Consider the following 16,474-nt stretch of genomic DNA (forward strand, 5'->3'; position numbering starts at 1 on the left):
CTCGCGCTATCAATCCGGTGAGATCGATCGGGATCGGGGCATTTCGAAATGCGGTGATGCCGCGATACGATGGGCGCTGGTCGAAGCCGCCGGGATCCTTCTGCGAAAATCGAAGCGGAGCTCGCCGTTGAAGGCGTGGGGCCTCACCATCGCTCGTCGGCGAGGCATGGCGAAGGCTACCGTGGCGGTGGCTCGACGCCTGGCAATCATCCTGCATCGGATGTGGGTCGACAACACACCCTATCGCTGGGAGGCCAGGGCCGCCTGAGAGCTCGAGTTAGGGGTTCCGCGTCGCGCGGATAGAGGTCCCGTTCAGGGACGAGTGGGTGGGCAATCTCGAGGCGGGGCTGGACGTCAGCTCAGAGCTAACAGTTTCGGAAAGAAGATTGAGATGCCTCTCCATCCGACCCGATCATGAAGCGGTCGCGCGCCGACTTCGAAGAGAAGCCAGACCCCTGGCGGGCACCCATCATCCGGCACGCCAAAGCCGTTACTCATCAACCATCACAACGGCCAACGCCCCGCCTCGTAGGCGGAGAGGATATCCTTTGCTTGACAGACCCAGCCCCAAAAGAGAAGCTCGCCGTTGAAGGCGTGGGGCCTCACCATCGCTCGTCGGCGAGGCATGGCGAAGGCTACCGTGGCGGTGGCTCGACGCCTGGCAATCATCCTGCATCGGATGTGGGTCGACAACACACCCTATCGCTGGGAGGCCAGGGCCGCCTGAGAGCTCGAGTTAGGGGTTCCGCGTCGCGCGGATAGAGGTCCCGTTCAGGGACGAGTGGGTGGGCAATCTCGAGGCGGGGCTGGACGTCAGCTCAGAGCTAACAGTTTCGGAAAGAAGATTGAGATGCCTCTCCATCCGACCCGATCATGAAGCGGTCGCGCGCCGACTTCGAAGAGAAGCCAGACCCCTGGCGGGCACCCATCATCCGGCACGCCAAAGCCGTTACTCATCAACCATCACAACGGCCAACGCCCCGCCTCGTAGGCGGAGAGGATATCCTTTGCTTGACAGACCCAGCCCCAAAAGAGAAGCCCCGCCGAAGCGGGGCAGTTTGACGAAGAAAGGATCGCGCGACTTTCCAGTAAGGCAAAGGAAGGGTCTATCAGCGAACCACGCCACGCGATCCCAACAGCTAGAATATCGAAAGCATTCACAAGGTTCCTGTGCGGTAGCGTACCGATCGCAATTTTGTCAGATCAGGCCGAACAGCCTCGCCAAGCTGCCGATCACGCCGGCGATCGCTCCAAGCAAAGCGAGCCCCATCACCGGCCATAGCCACCAGTCAGGCCCGCTCGGCTCTCCTTGATCTTCAGGGTTCATTGACTGCACCGATCGTTTCGGCTTCCCGGGCCGTCACTCTCGCCGGCAGGACCCTAGTCCACATCTTGCGGTTCAAGGTACTTTTCCGCAAGCTCATCGCGAATAGTTTCCAGTTCACTCAGACGCGTGGACAGGAGCCCGAGATGGTCTCGCACCATCTGTGGGTCGAAAAGCCTTCCTTGTCCGGTCCGTCGCATTTGTTGCAGCTTCGGCGTAATTTTTTGCCCTTGAACGGACCATGTGACAAGCAAGGGAGAATGCACGATGTCATTACGTGTCCCTAATATTTCAGCAAACCTCCGCGTTGCGGCTACCAGCTTCTTCCGTTCAGTTTCATCGAACCGAGACGCGCCGATCGCTCTATCGAACTTATCGAGGCGCTGCTTCCCTGCGTTTGCGGAATCTAGGATTAATTCGACTGCCACTGCAGCATTTGCGAGAGCGATATTGAGAATGTCTACCAAGAGCAGATCCAGAGCGGCCCAGCGCACCGTGACCTTTCCCAACTCTTCGAGAAGTTTTGTCTGATTTTCAACGTGCCAAATATTTGCCGTCACCATTTCCACAACCCAATATCGTCATACTAAACATTCCCCTTATTCAGCCGAGCGCGAGCAAACCCCGGGTGCCTTACTTCTCAGAGGTTATAGGGTGATTTCCGCCCCGTTCGTCACCGCCTAGACCACTCGCAAATTTCCAGTCGTTGACTCTATTCCTTAGCCACTTGAAAATAACAGGCTAAATCAATTTCGGCTTACGAAAAGCTCATGCCGACTCAGGTGCGGCGATCACCATTCGCGCTTGGCTCCGGCAGCACCGCCAATTGCTCCGGATCTCGCACACCTTCCCGGTAGAGCTCGATTATCATAGCAGCCAGGCGCATCACCGCGTCCTTATCCTTCTCGATGCCGTGTTCCCGGCTGAGCGCCTTCAGCACGTCGTTGCAGATGCGGAGGTCTTCTGACGTGAGCGGCTCGTCGCGGCGATTTTTCTGAGGTGTGGGATAGATACGCACACCGCTGAGCGTTGCCAAGGAACTTGTGGTCGATGGGCCAGAAGCTAACGGCGGCGAACTTTCCGGACAAAATGGGTGAGGGGAGCGCATCGGGTTGTGCAATGGAATCAATGGTCGCTGCGAGGGGGTAGGGTAGGTAAGGGATTTTCTCAAGGGCCAAAAGTGTCAAAAGCCCCCGTTTGCAGGGCTTTGAGCAAGATTCTCTTGTGAAAACATGGTGGGCGATGAGAGCACGCAATCTCTGGGCACGCGCGCTTCAGACGCGGTTCATGGATTCGCAGGACGAAGGAGCACTACATCGACCTGATTGCCATGACGATGGCCGGCATGGCTGCGGAGGATTTATTCCTGGGCGGCCACGATGACGGGGTCGCAGGCGGCGAGGGATCTGATCTCTTCGAGGCTACGAAGACGGCAATTGCGCTGGAGAGATCCTACGGCATGGGCGAGAAGCTCGCATCTTATGGCGACCTCAGTCATCGAGAGCCCGAGAGCTTCGGTCACGTTGATCCGGCGCTGCTGGCGCGGGTCGACAGCATTCTGCAAGAGCAGTTCGACCGTGCGAAGAACATCCTCGTGCGATATCGGGAAGCTTGCACGGTGCTCGCCGACGAACTCGCTTCTCGACTAGAGCTGCCCGGACAGGAGGTGCGGGATGCGCTGGATTCCCAGGATAAAGGTAAGCTGTCGCGATGGTCCGTGTAGCCGGGGTCGGAGATCGAGGCTCCGACATTGCAAGTCGGTTGACCGAACAGATCGACATCTGGAAAACCCGCGACGCATCTCCCATCTCCCTTTGTGATCACGAACTTAGGGAGGTTGCGATGCCCGGACCTGCCGCGCACGCTGTAGAAAACTTACTGCTCGAAATATTGGCACCCACTCGTTCGTCCCACGGCACCATCATTTGCGACTGCTGTCGACGAGCGAGAAGCACGGACGACTTCGGTGAGGATTGCTTCGGTATCTGCTGCGACTGTCTGAATTCCGATGCGCTGCTCATCGAGTTGGAGGCGAGCATGAAGGAGAATCGGTCAGCGCACTTCTGGTGAGCCGTCCAGAACGGGCATCCGAAGGAGCCTCGAACTGGCTCCATCATGGACTCGCTGATCGGATGGCTGCCAAGGCCCTAGACCCGCTGAAACGGCGATTATCTGGTGGGTGAACCGTGATGCAGGTCATAGCTGGCGCGGGCAATCTCCATAGCTGGGCGATGTTCCAATGCCCAGTCGGCCAGCGCCATCAACGGCGTGATCAGCGAGCGACCGAGATCGGTCAGCTCGTATTCGACCTTTGGCGGGATGGTGGCATACGCCGTCCGCGTCACCAACCCTCGCGCTCCAGGCCACGCAGCGTCAGCGTTAGCATTCGATGCGAGACGTGCATCATCTCGTTGAAGCGCAGCGGCCGTTCCAAAGCTCATGGCCGATGGATTTTGATGAATGTCGGATGTAAGGTCGCCCGCAGTTTCCCAAGGGAGCTGTGATGTACCAGAAGAGAATGCGAAGTCCGGACAGGTTTCAGGGCGTCGAGCGGCCATCGTCGCTCGAGATGAGCCAACTTGCACTGGAGGGTGCCACGTTCGGTAGGCTCAGATGGCGGCATGACGACAACGGCATCCCTGTCCAATTGGAGCAGGCGGACGGCTACCTAATCTGCTATCAGAGGAACCACTTGCCTGCTCGTCCTCGGTGGATTGACGGCAAGCCAGCTACGTCTGTTCCACTCGATCCCGGAGAATTCCTGCTTCTCGACCTTAGGAGACGCTATAGCGCTGTAGAGGCCGGTGACGTGGACTGCATCTCTATGTTCGCCTCCCATAATGCAATCACTGAATTTCACCGTGAAAATGACCTCGCTCCGTTCTCAACGCTCCGCGACAGAGATGTCCTCGGCCATTCTGACAACATCGTCCGAAACCTGATGGAATGCTTCGTACCAGCGTTCGAGCAGCCAGATGTTACCTCGCGCCTCTTTCTCGATCAGCTAACCCTGACCTTGATGAGCCACCTGACTACCTCGTACGGGGAACAGGCAATCGAGTTTCGTCCAGTGAAGGGTGGATTGGCTCCGTGGCAGGAGCGGCGGGTAAAGGATCTGCTGCTGGCCAACATCAAGGGCGACATTGGCCTTGAAGCCCTTGCGAAGGAAGCAGGCCTCTCCCGTGCACATCTTGCGAGGTCGTTCAAGATCAGTACAGGGAGGTCGCCGATGACGTGGCTCCAGCATCAGCGGCTGGAGAAATCGATAAGATTGCTCGTCGCTACCGAACTCACGATCCAGTCGATCGCCGAAGATTGCGGATTCACCGACCACAGCCACTTCACCAGAGTGTTCCTCAAGCAATTCAAGGTCTCTCCCGGCGAATGGCGTCGCAAGCACAAGATGTGACAACTGCGTGCCTGTCTATTGGAGGTTAAAGGCTCCTCGAATTGAGGAATTTCTCACCGACTCCAAAGCAGCACTCACGTACACAAAACAGCACCCACATACATCGCCAGCGCGGGAATGCTGGATATCCTCCATTTCGTGAACGCGGGATGGCGTTCGAACCGTTGGGGGTGACATGCCGATTTCGTCTCACCAAGCTCGCTCGATCATCGCAGCCGGAGAGGCCCGTGCGAAGGCGATCGGCGTTGCGGTCAACATCGCGGTGCTCGATGCAGGAGTACAACTCAAGGCGTTCAGCCGGATGGATGGGGCGCTGCTCGGTTCGATTGACATCGCCCTCGGCAAAGCGAAAACGGCCGTCCTTTTCCAGATGGCGACGGAGGCGGTCGGAGAGTTTTGCAAGCCCGGCGGTGGGTCGCCAGGCCTAGAGCAGACGAACGGCGGTCTCGTGGTCTTCGGTGGTGGGCTTCCGATTTCCGCACCTGACGGGACCTTTCTCGGAGCCGTTGGCGTTTCCGGGGGCGCGGTATCGCAGGATATGGAAGTTGCCCGCGCCGCGCTCTCTGGCTTCGAGCCGACCTGATGCTGTTCATATCAACTAAACCAACAAGAGGAGATTAGCATGTCCAAGACCATTCTCATCACTGGCGCGGGCTCAGGTTTTGGCAAGGCCGCGGCCATTGGCATGGCCAAGAACGGCCACAACATCATCGCGACCTGCCAGGTCTCGCCCATGGTCACGGCCATGCGCGAGGAAGTGGCTGCGCTCGATCTGGGTAATCGCATCCGAGTCGAGCGGCTTGATCTGACGGATCCGTACGATATCAAGCAGGCCCAGTCCTGGGACTTCGATGTTCTCTGGAACAATGCCGGGCAGGGCGAGCCGGGTCCGGTCTGGGAAATTCCGGTCGATATCGTTCGCCGGAACTTCGAAACGAATGTGTTCCTTCCGCTGACGCTCACGCAGGGGGTGGTCCAGCGGTGGATCCGCGAGGGCAAGCATCACGGCAAGAAGGTGGTCTTTACGTCCTCCATGGGTGGTCTGTTCACTCCCGCAAACTGGGGCACATACGTCTCGACGAAACATGCGCTGGAATCCATTGCAGAGGCCTTGCAGCAGGAACTCGCCGCCTACGGCATCAAGATCCAGACCATCAATCCCGGCGCCTACTACACCGGCTACAACGAGACGATGGCCGACAACCCGTTCCGCTGGATGGATGACAGCAAGAACTTCACGAAGCGAGCCGAGCTCCGGAAGGGCTTTGACGACTTCTTCGCCACGCCGGAAGGCAAGATGGATCCTACCGAGATGATAAATCGCATGATCGAGATCGTCCCGGCCGACACAGGCAAGTTCCGCAATGTCTGCCCTAAGGTGATCGAAGACATGTTGAAGGATCATCAGCTCAAGGCCTGGGAAGCCCAAATCTGAAAATATGGCGGCGTTGCCCCCGCCGCTCAGCTCCGCCGTTGGGATGGCCCGGCGGCAGGCAACTCGTTTTCAAGGGAGTTCAGAGATGAGCAGAAGCAGATTATCGGTGGCAACATTGCGAGGGCTCGCTTTTGCGGCCACTGTTTCGATCCTCAGTGCCATTGGCAGTGTGGCGTGCGCAGACGAAGTGTCCAACAAGGCCACGGTGCAGAAGGCGTTTGAAGTCCGTATGATCTTCTGGCCGACAACGTGACATGGGCGATCACGGGCAACTCGGCCGCCTCCAGGCCCCATCTCAGCCGCGATGCTTTCATCACCGAGGTGATCAAACCGTTCAATGCGCGCATGAGCGTCGGTCTCAAGCCGACGATCCGGAATATGTATGCCGACGGCGATACGGTGATTGTCTTCTTCGATGCCGCCGGAACAGCGAAGGACGGCCAGCCATACAAGAACACGTACGCGTGGTTCCTTAATCTCGATGGCGGCAAAATCGTCAAAGCGTCGGCTTTCTTCGACAGCATCGCCTTCGACAAGCTCTGGGCGCTGCCCGCCGCCTCTGAATAGGAAAGAAGACCGAGATGAAGACATGGTTCATAACCGGAGCATCGCGCGGGTTCGGCGCCCGCATCGCGCAGCTTGCTCTCGAGCGCGGTGACAACGTGGTTGCGACTGCCCGCAGTGCAGGATCGGTAAGGGAGAAGCTCGGAGAGCGACGCAATCTGCTCGCGGCTGCGCTCGATGTAACGAACGAGGAGCAGGCGCGTGACGCTGCGCGACAGGCAGTCGAGCGCTTCGGCACAATCGACGTGCTCCTCAACAACGCGGGGTTCGGCCTTGTCGGCGCGGTCGAGGAAGCCTCTGCGGAAGAAGTCGAACGGCTCTATCGGACGAACGTCTTCGGCCTGCTGACGGTGACGCGTGCCGTCCTCCCGCAGATGCGGGCGCAGAGGTCGGGTCGCATCCTCAATATTTCCTCGATCGGCGGCTACCGTGCTGCCGCAGGATTCGGTGTCTACTGCTCCACGAAGTTCGCAGTCGAAGGACTATCCGAGGCGCTTCATGCGGAACTGGAACCGCTTGGAATCCATGTGACTGTGATCGAACCCGGCTACTTCCGGACGGACTTCCTCGATCCCAGCTCGTTGTCGTCGAGCGGCAACAGGATCCGCGACTATGATGCAACCGCCGGCGCGGTTCGCGAGCGCGCGTCCTCGCTGAACCGCAACCAGCCCGGAGACCCGGAAAAGTTTGCCCGGCAGGTCGTAGCCTTCGCCGATGTCGCCCAGCCTCCCGTCCGCATGCCATTCGGCAGCGACACTGTCGCCGCAATAGAGGCGAAGCATCTTGGTGATGCCGACATAATCAAGCAGTGGCGAGAGGTATCGGTCTCCACCGACTTCTGAAGAGGATGCATCTCGTCCCCTCTGTTGCGTTTTAGGCGGAGCCGTCCTTTGATGGACAACGTTGGCCGCGGAGAGACATATGGACGGCACCCACCTCTTTGAACTCGTGATCGCGATGTTTCTTACGATCATCGCGCTCCACTATCTCGCCCATCGGCTGGGACTGCCGCCGTCGGTCGCACTGCTTGCGGGCGGTGCCGCGTTGGCCTTCGTCCCCGGGCTGCCAGCGATAACGGTGGATCCGGAGCTTGTGCTCGTGATCTTCCTGCCGCCGCTTCTGTTCGACGGGGCTTGGTCCATCGCCGTCGACAGGCTGAAGCGCCACATGTTCGGCATTGCCTCGCTGGCAGTTGGCGCCGTGCTCTTCACCACCATCGTCGTTGCTGTTGTCGCTCATCTGGTGATGCCTCCGTTGCCTTGGGCTGCCTGTGCGGCTCTGGGAGCCATCGTATCGCCGCCGGATGCGGTGTCCGCCCGAGCGGTCCTCGAGCGGGTTCGCCTGCCGCGACGTCTTCAGATCCTTTTGGAAGGCGAGAGCCTGCTGAATGACGCGAGCGGGTTGGTCCTTTTCCGCTTCGCCGTCGCAGCGGTAGCGACTGGCGCGTTCAGTACTGTCAGTGCAGTTGGGACGTTCCTTGTGCTTGCCGCCGGCGGGGCTGCGCTTGGCTCGTGCTTGGTTTCGCATGGGTCAAGCTCGTCCGGAGATTGCGCGACGACTACCTCATGATTGCTGCGACCACGTTGCTCTGCTGGATCGCCTACCTTTTGGGAGAGCAACTTCATGTGTCCGGTGTGATTGCTACCGTCACGGCGGGTCTGATCGCCTCGTGGCACCAGCATACCGTCATGTCGGCGGGGACGCGAATGCGTGGCACCTCATTCTGGACAGTGCTCGTCTTCCTGATGGAGGCGATGGTGTTCATCCTGATTGACCTATCGCTGCGCGATGTCGTTGAGCGCGGCGGCGGCTTCGGGGTGCTGGTCGAAACCATGGCGTTTCCGGCGCTTGTGATCCTTGTCGCCCTTGTTGCGGCTCGCTTCGTCTGGGTGTTCGGCTCCGATCTGGCGATCAGGTTCGCAAACAGGGTAGGACTCGCTCGATCCGTTCCGATGGGAAGTGGAGCGGCGACGGTGTTGAGCTGGGCGGGCGTCCGCGGTGTGGTCACCCTCGCGCTTGCCTTGAGCCTGCCCGAAGGGTTTCCCGGACGGGATTTCATCCTCGTCATGTCCTTTGCCGTGATCATGGGGACGGTGCTCGTACAGGGCACGACGCTTGGTGCGGTGATTTCCTGGGCTGGCTTGGGCGAGGCGGAAGCCGAGCGCGCACCAATGACGATGAGCCAGGCCGAGGCGGCAATGGCACAAGTCCAATTCACGAAGGTGAGAGATCTCGCTTACGACATCAAGGGGAACCTGATCCATCCCCAACTCCTGAAGAGATACGAGCATCGGGCGACGGCCATTGTGGATTACGCGGAGCGGACGGAGGATTTCATACCGATGCTTCACGCCATTTCGACGTCGTCTTAGAGGCGGTTGCCGTCGGCCGGACGGAACTCATCCGGCTGCATCGTTCGGGACTAATCGATGACGAAACCCTCCGCGAACTGGAGCGTGATCTGGATCTTGAAGAATTGAGTGCGATCTCCGCGAAGGCATAATCCGAAGTTACGATGTCTGCAGGCACGGAAACGTTGTGCCGCACCGATCCCCATCTACATCCACAAGAAGGTCACATACGACTGCTGGCATGCGCCCAAGCCGGGCGAATGTAACGCTTGCCCCGTGCTTCTTCACAAGTTCGGCGCGCGCATAGCTTCGAGCCCTTCCGCAGGCCCGACACTCAACTTCGATGATCGAGCGCGAACCTGATGAAGGGTCGAGGAGAGATCGAGAGGCTTTCTTGGCTTCCCGGGCGACGGTGGCTCCATGACGAAACGGCCGCGTCAATATTCGGGCAACACGGCAAAGGCAATCGTTCAAGGCCAAAAAATTTTTTCAATAAAGCCGGTCGCTTACGAGATTTGGCTACCTCGCTGATCCACCAAAACAATCTTCAGCAAACTAAAATTGTGGGACCATATTCCTATTTTAGGCCGCCTTGACTCTGCTGCCGGGAAGGAACATTACAGGAACATCCGCATTCAAGCGACATGATGTCGTCAGTCTCAACCCGATCTGAACAGGATTCGTGATCGATGTCCGCTGTCCGCGCACACGTCATAGCCGATCTCCGGGAACGCATCAGCTCCATAGAGGGCCAGGCGGCGAGGAAGGTCGGGTGTCTGGAGTTCGGCGTACCGGAGATCGACGGGGTGCTTCCAGGAGGCGGGCTTCGTCTGGGCGCTCTACATGAGTTCGCCGGAGGTGGCTCCGGTACGGTCGACGGGGCGGCTGCAGCCTTGTTCGCAGCATGGATCGCCGCGAGGACCAAGGGGCCGATCGTCTGGTGTCTGACGCGGCCGGATCTCTTCTTCCCGGCGCTGGCGCAGGTTGGTCTTCATCCCGACAGGGTGATCTTCGTGGAATCGGACAAGGAAGAGGACGCGCTGGCAAACATGGAAGAAGGACTTTCCTTTGGCAGCCTCGGTGCCGTCGTCGGGGAGATCGTCCGGCTGCCGATGACCGCTTCCCGCCGTCTGCAGCTTGCGGCCGAGCGGACAGGCACGATGGCCCTCACGGTCAGGCGGTGGCGGCGGCAGACCGAGGCGAACGACTTCGGGCAGCCGACGGCCTCGACCACGAGATGGCGAGTGAGCGTCCTGCCGTCCGAGGAGCTTCCGGTGCCGGGAATTGGTCGCCCGAGGTGGCTTTTGGAGTTGATGAGATCGCGTGCGGGCGAGTGTGCTGAGTTTGAAATTGGAGCCTGCGATGACAAGGGTCGTATCCATCTATCTGCCGGATCTGGCGACGGATCGAATACGTCGCGCCGATCCGTCTATTCCGGCTGATCAAGCAATAGCCGTGATCGCGAAGTCTGGTTCGAAGCGCTGGGTGTCCGCGGCGGATCCTGCCGCACGAAAGGCCGGCGTGCGCGTCGGGATGCAGGCGGCCAAGGCCCAGGCGCTATTCCGCGGCCTGATGATGGTGGAAGCGGATCCTGCGGCTGATGCTGCCGCACTCGAGAGGATTACACTCTGGGCGCTGACGCAGTATTCGCCCATCGTTGCCATGGACGCGCCCGACGGCATCGTGCTCGACACCGAAGGCGCCGACCATCTTCAGGGTGGCGAACTGCCCATGCTCACGAAGATCTCGAACCAGTTCTTCGCGAAGAAGCTCACGGCGAGAGTGGCCGTGGCAGATACGTGGGGCGCAGCTCATGCCTGCGCGCGAGCGATCAGCCGCGAGACCGTCATCGTGCCCTCAGGCGAAATCGTCCGGGCGGTCGAGAAGCTTCCGATCTCGCTTCTAAGGGTGCCTGAAAAGATCATCGGCGACCTGCGGACGCTGGGCTTCAAATCCATCGGCGAACTGGCCAACACACCACGCGCGCCGCTGACCCTCCGCTTCGGGCCCGAAGTGGGCCGCCGCCTCGATCAGATGTTCGGCCGCACGCCGGAACCAATCGATCCAATCAGAACGCCCGAGTTGATCGAGGTCTCGCGGGCGTTCGCAGAGCCGATCGGCGCCGCCGAGACCATCAACAAGTACGTCGGCCGGCTGATCGTTCAGCTCATCGACAGGCTCCAGAAGGAGGGCCTCGGTGTCCGCAGAGCAGATCTCATTGTCGAGAAGGTCGATGGCACCCGCCAGGCTGTTCGCGCAGGCACCGCAAAACCTGCCCGCGATGTCGCATGGCTCACCAAGCTCTTCCGTGACCAGACCGAGAAAATCGAGCCTGGCTTTGGCATCGAAAAGCTGACGCTCGTTGCGGTCATGTCCGAGCCGCTTGAGGATGTCCAGAAGTCGTCGTCGCTGGTCGAGGACGAAGTAACTGATGTGACGCCGCTGATCGACATCTACCGAAACCGCGGCCACCGCGTCTATCGCGCCGCCCCGGACGCCTCCGATGTTCCCGAGCGTTCCGTAGGTCGTATTGATGCCGCCTCGGAACCTGTGGAGACATCCTGGATCCACCAGTGGCGGCGGCCCGTCCGTCTGCTGGCGCGGCCGGAGCAGATTGATGTGATGGCTCTGATGCCGGACCATCCGCCCGTCTGGATCATGTGGCGTGGCAAGCGCCGAAAGGTGAAGTGTGCTGACGGTCCGGAGCGGATATTCGGGGAGTGGTGGCAGCGCAGCTCGGAATACGAAGCCGTCCGGGACTATTTCGTCATCGAGGACGATGCGGGCGAGCGGCTTTGGATATTCCGCTCCGGCAACGGTGTGGATCCGGAAACGGGATCGCATAGGTGGTTCATGCACGGGATCTTCGCATGAGATACGCGGAACTCCAGGTCACCACCCACTTCAGCTTTCTCCGGGGCGCATCGTCTGCCGGCGATCTGTTCCAGACTGCCAAGGAGCTTGGCGTAGATGCCGTCGGTGTCGTTGACAGGAATTCGCTAGCCGGGATCGTTCGTGCTCTCGAAGCGTCTCGGGCGACAGGTATCAAGCTCGTCGTCGGCTGTCGACTGGACCTTCAGGATGGCATGTCGGTTCTCGTCTATCCAACCGACCGCGCAGCATATTCCCGGCTGACCCGCCTGATCACCTTGGGAAAGTCGAGGGGCGGCAAGAACAACTGCATCCTGCACTGGGACGATGTCGTCTCCTATTCCGAGGGAATGATTGGCATCCTCGTGCCTGACCTCCCTGATGATGTCTGCGCGACGCAGCTTCGGAAGATGGCAGGCCTCTTTGGCGACCGTGCCTATGTCTCGCTGTGCCTGCGACGGCGGCCGAATGATCAGCTCCGGCTGCACGAGCTCTCCAACATGGCCATCCGCTTCAAGGTCAGAACCGTCGTCACCAATGACGTGCTCTTCCACGAACCTGGCAGGCGGCAGCTCCAGGACATCGTCACGTGTATCCGCAACAATACGACGATCGATGAAGTCGGCTTTGAGCGCGAACGGCACGCTGATCGCTACCTCAAGCCGCCGCATGAGATGGAGCGCCTGTTCCCGCGATACCCGGAAGCGTTGGCTCGGACGATGGAAATCGTCCATCGCTGCAGGTTCTCCTTGGAAGAGTTGACCTACCAGTATCCGGAAGAGGCGATCATCCCCGGCAAATCGGCACAGGAGTCGTTGAAACACTACGTCTGGGAATGCGTGCCGCAACGGTATCCGGAAGGTCTGCCGCCCGATGTCCTGAAGACCATCCGTCACGAGCTCGACCTCATCCAGAAGATGAAATATGCGCCTTACTTCCTGACCGTGTTCAGCATCGTCAAGTTCGCCCGCAGCCAGGGCATCCTGTGCCAGGGCAGGGGATCCGCGGCCAACAGTGCCGTCTGCTATGTCCTTGGCATAACGAGCATCGACCCGTCCACCAATGACCTCCTGTTCGAACGCTTCGTCTCGCAGGAGCGGGACGAGCCGCCCGATATCGACGTGGACTTCGAGCACGAGCGCCGGGAGGAGGTGATCCAGTGGATCTACAAAACCTACACCCGGGAGAAGGCAGCCCTGTGTGCGACGGTCACGCGGTACCGTGCACGCGGCGCGATCCGTGATGTCGGCAAGGCGCTCGGCCTTCCCGAGGACGTGATCAAGGCGCTGTCGTCGGGCATGTGGTCGTGGTCGGAGGAGGTCACGGATCGGAACGTCCGCGAACTGAACCTCAACCCTGAAGATCGCCGCCTTGTGCTGACGTTGAAGCTGGCGCAGCAGCTCATGGGCGCGCCGCGTCACCTCGGCCAGCATCCTGGCGGCTTCGTCCTGACCCACGACAGATTGGACGATCTCGTACCCATCGAACCTGCCAGCATGAAGGATCGGCAGATCATCGAATGGGACAAGGACGACGTCGAAGCGCTGAAGTTTATGAAGGTCGATGTGCTGGCCTTGGGGATGCTCACCTGCATGTCGAAGGCTTTCGATCTGATCCGACAGCACAAGGATGACGATCTCGACCTCGCCAAGATAAGGCAGGAGGACAGCGCTACGTATGCAATGATCAGGAAAGCCGACACCCTCGGCACTTTTCAGATCGAGAGCCGCGCCCAGATGGCCATGCTGCCACGCCTGAAGCCGCGGACGTTCTATGACCTGGTCGTTCAGGTGGCCATCGTTCGTCCAGGCCCGATTCAGGGCGACATGGTCCACCCATACCTCAGGAGACGGGAAGGAAAGGAGCCTGTCGAATACCCGACACCGGAGTTGGAGGCCGTACTCGGCAAGACCCTCGGCGTGCCGCTTTTCCAGGAGTCCGCGATGAAGGTCGCAATGGTCTGCGCCGGCTTCACGGGTGGCGAGGCCGACCAGCTCCGCAAGTCGATGGCCACGTTCAAGTTCACAGGCGGGGTCAGCCGCTTCAAGGACAAACTCGTTTCCGGGATGATCAAGAACGGCTACTCGGCCGAGTTCGCGGAGAAGACATTCAGCCAGCTTGAAGGATTCGGATCGTACGGCTTCCCGGAAAGCCATGCAGCGTCGTTCGCCCTGATCGCCTACGCCTCGAACTACGTGAAGTGCCACTTCCCCGATGTCTTCTGCGCCGCGTTGCTGAACTCGCAGCCGATGGGCTTCTATGCGCCCGCGCAGATCGTCGGCGACGCTCGCAACCACGACGTCGAAATCCGTCCGGTCTGCATCAACCGCTCTCGCTGGGACTGTACGCTGGAAAGGATCGGCACCACCGATCGTCATGCGGTAAGGCTCGGCATGCGAATGGTGAAGGGTCTGGCAGTCGCTGATGCTGCTCGAATAGTCGCCGCCCGGATGGACCGCGAGTTCGAAAGCGTGGACGACGTATGGCGGCGTTCAAGCGTACCGACGGAAGCCCTCGTGCAGCTCGCCGAGGCCGATGCCTTCCGGCCGTCATTGAAGCTCCACCGCCGAGACGCGCTATGGGCAATCAAGGCTCTCCGTGATGAGCCACTTCCACTGTTCGCGGCCGCCGCCGAACGGGAGTCAAAGGTCAACGCCGAACAACAGGAGCCCGAGGTCGAACTGCGACAGATGACCGAAGGGCATAACGTTGTCGAAGACTACAGCCATGTCGGCCTTACCCTGCGCGAACACCCCATCGCTTTTCTGAGGCGCGATCTGCAGAAGCGGAATATCGTGACCTGCTCCGATGCGATGAGTGCCAGAGATGGCCGATGGCTGATGACCGCAGGTCTGGTTCTTGTCCGTCAAAAGCCAGGATCGGCAAAGGGTGTCATGTTCCTGACGATCGAGGACGAGACCGGACCCGCAAACGTGGTCGTCTGGCCGAGCCTGTTCGAGAAGCGGCGACGTGTCGTGCTGGGGTCGTCCATGATGGCGATCAATGGAAAGATCCAACGTGAAGGCGATGTCGTGCATCTAGTGGCCCAGCAGCTATTCGATCTGAGCGGAGATCTTTCTGGGCTGGCCGACCGCGATATCGACTTCAAGTTACCGACGGGGAGGGGCGACGAGTTCGCGCATGGCTCTCCTTCAAACCCGGATTCGCGGGATCGACCGAAGCCCGTGCCAGAGCCGAGGGATATCTTCGTCAGGGATCTGCACATCGATACTCTGAAGGTGAAAGCACGAAACTTCCACTGAAGCGAAAGCGCCTCGGCAATCCTACCGAAGGAGGCCGTCGCTCCCGAACTCGTCCCATCCGCTCAACCCGGTTGCGGCTTCATCGGCTCGTTCGGTTTGTTTGGCTTTTTTCTTTTTCTGCAGCGAACGCGTCAACTTCGCCTGATACGCGGCCCGCCTACGATTTTCCGCTTTCGCCGCAGCGTCTTCCTCACGCCATTCGTCCACGGCGCCACGGTCGAGCAGATCCTCGACAACTCGGGGGGCGAATACGTGAAAGGTGATCTTCCTTGCGCGACCTTGCAGCCTGACCGTTCGCGTTCCAGCGCTGGGCAGGCGACCGTCTTCGAGCCAGCGCTTCCGCTCAGATGCCGTAATCGTAAGGATATCCTCGATCTCACGAGGAATGACCGGAAGGTTTGCGATGCCGTCCAGCGCGCTGGAAATGGCCGATGCCGTCGCTCTGAATGCTGTCTTCGAACTCTCTGGCATGACGAGGATGAGCCCGCGTGCCTGCATATCCAGCGACTTGCGGACCGGGGATGGTAGCCGGGAGCGGATTTCCTGCAGGATTCCTTTCACTCTGACACCCGATCCGAGGGTCGCAGCCAGGGGAAGCGGCCACTCCCTGATCAACTCGGGATCGTCGCTTTCCTTCTTTTTCGTCCTTGTCTTGGGCATGTCGCAGCAGATGGTGTCGAAGGGGCAGAGCGTCAACGGAACTCCGGGTGATTTTCCACGTTCTCGGAGCGAGGAGGACCCCCATGTCTGTGCCAAACGAGCCAATCGTGCCGCCGCCATCGCCGCCACCTGTCGAAACGCCGCCGCGTGATCCCGACCGGATACCCGATGAGGAGCCGCTTCCCGACCCCGAACCGGACGAGGGCGCCGCTCCGAGCTTGCGCGCTTCCGTCCATTGCCCGACGTGGGGCCTTTTGTGCCTGGGTGTTCGCGTTCAGCCGGAGGAGAGGCATTGACTAAGAATTGGCGCGGCGACCTGCGGCTTAAACTCGAAGATTTCATCGACACGTTCGTAGTCAATGGCGCGAAACAGGTCGACCTACAACGCTATTCAGAAGGAACTCGACTCCCTAAGAGCCGCGTACGACCGCGACCCGGATCCCACTGACGATCCCAGCGACGTGGTCGACGAACCTTCGAACGCCTGACCCGCTTCCCAAGATTGACCACGCATTGGAGTCACGCTGATTCCCTGTTCAGGATCCTCCGGTAATGATTTCTAGTTGAGAATTGTTGCGGACACATTTCTCAGGTAGA

Annotated in this window: 14 protein-coding genes and 4 pseudogenes; 13 read left to right on the forward strand and 5 right to left on the reverse strand. The window is 59.9% G+C overall.

Going from position 1 to position 16,474, the window contains the following annotated elements:
- Both ACPYOJ_RS25740 and ACPYOJ_RS25745 read left to right on the forward strand, forming a co-directional pair.
- Positions 1–268 (forward strand): transposase (locus tag ACPYOJ_RS25740; protein ID WP_481418783.1); only part of this gene is annotated, 268 nt, incomplete at its 5' end.
- Positions 269–580: 312 nt separating this feature from the next.
- Positions 581–727: pseudogene (locus tag ACPYOJ_RS25745) on the forward strand (IS110 family transposase); the annotation flags it as partial.
- 471 nt (positions 728–1,198) lie between these two features.
- Here ACPYOJ_RS25745 and ACPYOJ_RS25750 read toward each other — a convergent pair.
- The 3 genes from ACPYOJ_RS25750 to ACPYOJ_RS25760 form a co-directional block, all read right to left on the reverse strand.
- Positions 1,199–1,327: a hypothetical protein gene (locus ACPYOJ_RS25750; RefSeq protein WP_481418784.1), complete on the reverse strand. Its 129-nt coding sequence runs from the start codon at positions 1,325–1,327 to the stop codon at positions 1,199–1,201.
- A gap of 53 nt (positions 1,328–1,380) precedes the next feature.
- Positions 1,381–1,887, reverse strand: coding sequence for a hypothetical protein (locus ACPYOJ_RS25755; protein WP_481418785.1), 507 nt, complete (start codon positions 1,885–1,887; stop codon positions 1,381–1,383).
- A 215-nt stretch (positions 1,888–2,102) separates the two neighbouring features.
- Entirely contained in the window at positions 2,103–2,360 is a 258-nt protein-coding gene (locus ACPYOJ_RS25760; protein ID WP_481418786.1) for a hypothetical protein, read from the reverse strand.
- A gap of 255 nt (positions 2,361–2,615) precedes the next feature.
- On the opposite strand from ACPYOJ_RS25760, the gene ACPYOJ_RS25765 reads away from it, so the two are divergent.
- Complete coding sequence (locus tag ACPYOJ_RS25765; protein WP_481418802.1) at positions 2,616–3,047, forward strand: hypothetical protein; 432 nt, start codon at positions 2,616–2,618, stop codon at positions 3,045–3,047.
- Positions 3,048–3,492: 445 nt separating this feature from the next.
- On the opposite strand, the pseudogene ACPYOJ_RS25770 reads toward ACPYOJ_RS25765, so the two are convergent.
- Positions 3,493–3,749: pseudogene (locus ACPYOJ_RS25770) on the reverse strand (winged helix-turn-helix transcriptional regulator); the annotation flags it as partial.
- Positions 3,750–3,827: 78 nt separating this feature from the next.
- Here ACPYOJ_RS25770 and ACPYOJ_RS25775 point away from each other — a divergent pair.
- From ACPYOJ_RS25775 to ACPYOJ_RS25815, 9 genes and pseudogenes are all read left to right on the forward strand, one after another.
- On the forward strand, positions 3,828–4,733 hold the full coding sequence (locus tag ACPYOJ_RS25775) for a helix-turn-helix domain-containing protein (RefSeq protein WP_481418787.1): 906 nt from the start codon (positions 3,828–3,830) through the stop codon (positions 4,731–4,733).
- A 175-nt stretch (positions 4,734–4,908) separates the two neighbouring features.
- On the forward strand, positions 4,909–5,316 hold the full coding sequence (locus ACPYOJ_RS25780; RefSeq protein ID WP_481418788.1) for a GlcG/HbpS family heme-binding protein: 408 nt from the start codon (positions 4,909–4,911) through the stop codon (positions 5,314–5,316).
- A 39-nt stretch (positions 5,317–5,355) separates the two neighbouring features.
- A complete protein-coding gene (locus ACPYOJ_RS25785) occupies positions 5,356–6,168 on the forward strand; it encodes an SDR family oxidoreductase (RefSeq protein ID WP_481418789.1) in 813 nt (270 codons plus the stop codon).
- An 85-nt stretch (positions 6,169–6,253) separates the two neighbouring features.
- Positions 6,254–6,735: pseudogene (locus ACPYOJ_RS25790) on the forward strand (nuclear transport factor 2 family protein).
- Between the two features lie 14 nt (positions 6,736–6,749).
- Entirely contained in the window at positions 6,750–7,574 is an 825-nt protein-coding gene (locus ACPYOJ_RS25795; protein WP_481418790.1) for an oxidoreductase, read from the forward strand.
- Positions 7,575–7,653: 79 nt separating this feature from the next.
- A pseudogene (locus ACPYOJ_RS25800) lies at positions 7,654–9,235 on the forward strand (Na+/H+ antiporter).
- Positions 9,236–9,772: 537 nt separating this feature from the next.
- On the forward strand, positions 9,773–10,525 hold the full coding sequence (locus tag ACPYOJ_RS25805; RefSeq protein WP_481418791.1) for an ImuA family protein: 753 nt from the start codon (positions 9,773–9,775) through the stop codon (positions 10,523–10,525).
- Positions 10,446–11,957 (forward strand): Y-family DNA polymerase, encoded by a 1,512-nt coding sequence (locus ACPYOJ_RS25810; protein ID WP_481418792.1) that lies wholly within the window; start codon positions 10,446–10,448, stop codon positions 11,955–11,957. Before ACPYOJ_RS25805 ends, ACPYOJ_RS25810 begins: the two co-directional genes overlap by 80 nt.
- On the forward strand, positions 11,954–15,217 hold the full coding sequence (locus ACPYOJ_RS25815) for an error-prone DNA polymerase (RefSeq protein WP_481418793.1): 3,264 nt from the start codon (positions 11,954–11,956) through the stop codon (positions 15,215–15,217). Before ACPYOJ_RS25810 ends, ACPYOJ_RS25815 begins: the two co-directional genes overlap by 4 nt.
- A 21-nt stretch (positions 15,218–15,238) precedes the next feature.
- Here the strand turns inward: ACPYOJ_RS25815 and ACPYOJ_RS25820 are convergent, their stop codons facing one another.
- On the reverse strand, positions 15,239–15,877 hold the full coding sequence (locus tag ACPYOJ_RS25820; protein ID WP_481418803.1) for a hypothetical protein: 639 nt from the start codon (positions 15,875–15,877) through the stop codon (positions 15,239–15,241).
- A gap of 83 nt (positions 15,878–15,960) precedes the next feature.
- Between ACPYOJ_RS25820 and ACPYOJ_RS25825 the strand changes: the two genes are divergently transcribed.
- Positions 15,961–16,173 (forward strand): hypothetical protein, encoded by a 213-nt coding sequence (locus ACPYOJ_RS25825; RefSeq protein WP_481418794.1) that lies wholly within the window; start codon positions 15,961–15,963, stop codon positions 16,171–16,173.
- Positions 16,174–16,474: the final 301 nt, after the last annotated feature.

Source organism: Rhizobium sp. SVR5-9E (assembly GCF_056755095.1).